At 45.5% G+C, this 2,157-nt stretch carries 2 protein-coding genes; one reads left to right on the top strand and one right to left on the bottom strand.

The annotated features are described in order from the left end of the window. Positions 1-1,877: efflux RND transporter permease subunit (locus A3757_RS21990; protein ID WP_197470215.1), on the top strand; the 1,877-nt coding region annotated here is incomplete at its 5' end. A 9-nt stretch (positions 1,878-1,886) separates the two neighbouring features. Here A3757_RS21990 and A3757_RS27195 read toward each other — a convergent pair. Then, positions 1,887-2,157, bottom strand: a 271-nt coding sequence (locus tag A3757_RS27195; RefSeq protein WP_197470216.1) for a hypothetical protein, incomplete at its 5' end; no start/stop codon positions are given.

Consider the following 2,157-nt stretch of genomic DNA (forward strand, 5'->3'; position numbering starts at 1 on the left):
AGCGGATGTCATGGCCGATCATCGCATCGACCGCGACAACGCTGGCTGTTTTTCTTCCCTTGATTGCTTGGCCGGGTGTTGTCGGCGAATTCATGAAGTTCTTACCCATTACGGTGATGATTTGTTTGATGGCATCGCTTGTTATGGCTCTGGTATTTTTGCCCGTTTTAGGCTCATGGTTAGGAGGGCAAACTAAGGCTAAAGGGAAGTTAGTAGACGAGTATGAACGTGATGGAGGTCATCCGCATACAATAAGCTCATTGAATGAAGAAGCCGGTGTGATGAAACGGGCCTATGTTTCAAGCTTGAGTGCCTTGCTGAAGAGACCGGGCTTAACATTTATCGGTGCACTGGGCGTCATAGTCTTCAGTTATGTCGCCTATGGGGCTTTCGGAAAGGGTGTAGAGTTCTTTCCAGATGTCGAACCGGATAGCGCGCAGGTTCTTATTCACGCTAGAGGTGACTTATCGATACATGAAAAAGATGCCTTGTTAAAACAGGTTGAACGTCGGTTTTTAAGTCTGATTGAAGGCAAAAACGAGCTTGAATCAATTTATGCCCGTTCTTTCAATCAAGCTCAGAATGCAATGGCCGAGGATGTGATCGGTTCAATTCAGTTTCAATTTGTTGATTGGGATAAGCGGCGTGTAGCGTCAGAAATTCTCACAGAAATGGAGGCGATGACCGCTGATATTTCAGGTGTAAAGTTGGAGTTTCGCAAAGCAGAGAATGGCCCTTCTGGCGGTAAACCGATCAAGTTGCAGGTTAGTGCAATCTACCCTGAGCACACTGAGCAAGCGGTTGAGCTTATCCTCTCAAAGATGGAAGCCCTCGAAGGTTTTAAAGATATTGAGGATGATCGAGCGCTACCGGGTATCGAATGGCGACTAGATGTAGATAGAGAGGCCGCAGCACGTTTTGGTGCCGATATCGCTTTGATCGGTAGCGCCATTCAAATGATTACGAACGGCTATCGCGTTGCCGACTTTAGACCGGACGATACGATAGAGGAAGTCGATATTAGTATTCGCTTCCCTGAACAGTTCAGAAACCTCAATCAGTTTGATAATTTCAGAATCCAAACCTCAAAAGGCATGGTGCCCATTAGTAACTTTGTGTCGCTGAATCCTGCGCCGAAGAATGGCACGATAAAACGGGTTGACGGTAAACGGGCTATTACGATTCAGTCAGATGTTCTTGAAGGACTGCTACCTAGCGAGCGCCTACAAGCTCTGCAAGCTGAGTTCGATCTGTCAGAATTTAAGCCAGATGTACGCATCGCCGTAAAAGGGGAAGAACAGGATCAGAAGGAAACAGCAGAATTCCTCGGTACGGCTTTTATGACGGCAATCTTTCTAATGCTTTTGATTCTCGTCATACAGTTCAACAGCTTTTATCAGAGTATTTTAGTATTGAGTGCGATTGTCTTTTCAACCGCGGGGGTTTTACTGGGCCTGCTGATCACAGCTCAGCCTTTCGGTATCGTGATGGTCGGCTTGGGTATCATTGCCTTGGCAGGTATCGTTGTGAACAATAATATTGTATTGATTGATACCTATAACTCGTATATCAACAATGGAGTTAGCCCTTATCAGGCGGCTTTGATGACGGGTGAGATTCGTATGCGACCCGTGTTATTGACTGCAGGAACCACTGTTCTTGGTTTGATACCGATGGTCTTATCGATGAATATCGACTTTATCAATCGCGACGTAGCTTTTGGTGCACCTTCTACACAGTGGTGGACTCAGTTATCTAGTGCCATTGCTGGTGGATTGGCGTTTGCCACAGTCCTCACCTTGTTTCTAACACCGGCTTTACTGGTACTTGGTGCTAATACTCGCCAATGGATATCAAGCAAACAAAACGGTTCCTAATTGGTGTTTCTATTCAAGTGTCACCGAGCTAATGCTGGTTTTAACCTTTTCGCCTGTTTTTAAGTGATAAACAACTTTGGCAGGATAGTAGGGGCTGCGTTTTTGCGCCGGAATCGTTTCGTTAATTGACCATTCTTCAATCTTAATTACTTTTCCATTTGCGTCAATTAGCTGCGTGCGCAACTGTAGAGCGCCAATGTTCAGTGGACTATGGTTTTCTATTGTCACCAATAAAGGCCCTTTAGGGTCTTGAACATGCTTGGCCTTTAAGTATTTTTCC

The organism is Oleiphilus sp. HI0117 (genome assembly GCF_001635235.1).